The organism is Bacillus sp. LR--39 (assembly GCF_053613335.1).
Genome location: NZ_JBSIOT010001227.1, coordinates 1 through 597, shown reverse-complemented (window position 1 = coordinate 597; position 597 = coordinate 1). Strand labels below are relative to the sequence as shown.

1 protein-coding gene is annotated in these 597 nt (G+C 47.1%); it reads right to left on the bottom strand.

What is annotated here, in order from left to right; translation table 11 throughout:
* The coding region (gene hisB / locus ACWHAR_RS29590; RefSeq protein WP_452088754.1) for an imidazoleglycerol-phosphate dehydratase HisB at nt 1–536 on the bottom strand (536 nt) is incomplete at its 3' end.
* Nucleotides 537–597 lie beyond the last annotated feature (61 nt).

The following is a 597-nucleotide window of genomic DNA, read 5'->3' as shown; positions in this document are numbered from 1 at the left end:
GTTGTCGCTTCATCAAGCGCACGTCCCAGTGCTTTAAAAACGGCTTCAATCATGTGGTGGGTGTTTGTGCCATAATGAACGATGACGTGCAGGTTCATTCGAGCTTCGAGCGCCAGCTTCCACAAAAATTCATGTACAAGCTCCGTATCGAAAGTTCCGACTTTAGCAGCCGGGAAATCAGCGCGCATTTCTAAGTGCGGCCGGTTGCTTAAATCAATCACAACTTGAGCAAGTGCCTCATCCATCGGCACAAACGCCGATCCGTAGCGTTTGATTCCTTTTTTATCGCCCAACGCTTTGAGCAGCGCCTGCCCTAAGCAGATGCCGATATCTTCAGTCGTGTGGTGATCATCTATATCAACATCGCCTTTTGCGTTAATGGAAAGATCGAATTGGCCGTGTTTCGTGAATAAATCCAACATATGTGTCATAAACGGCACATCTGTTTTGATATCCGCTTGTCCCCCGCCGTCTATTGTAAATGCCAGTTCAATATCTGTTTCGTTTGTTTTCCTGACGCGTTCCGCTTTTCTCATTTAGAAATCCTCCGTTCTCTCGCTTCAATTGATCTGGCATGGGCTTCTAACCCTTCCAGTC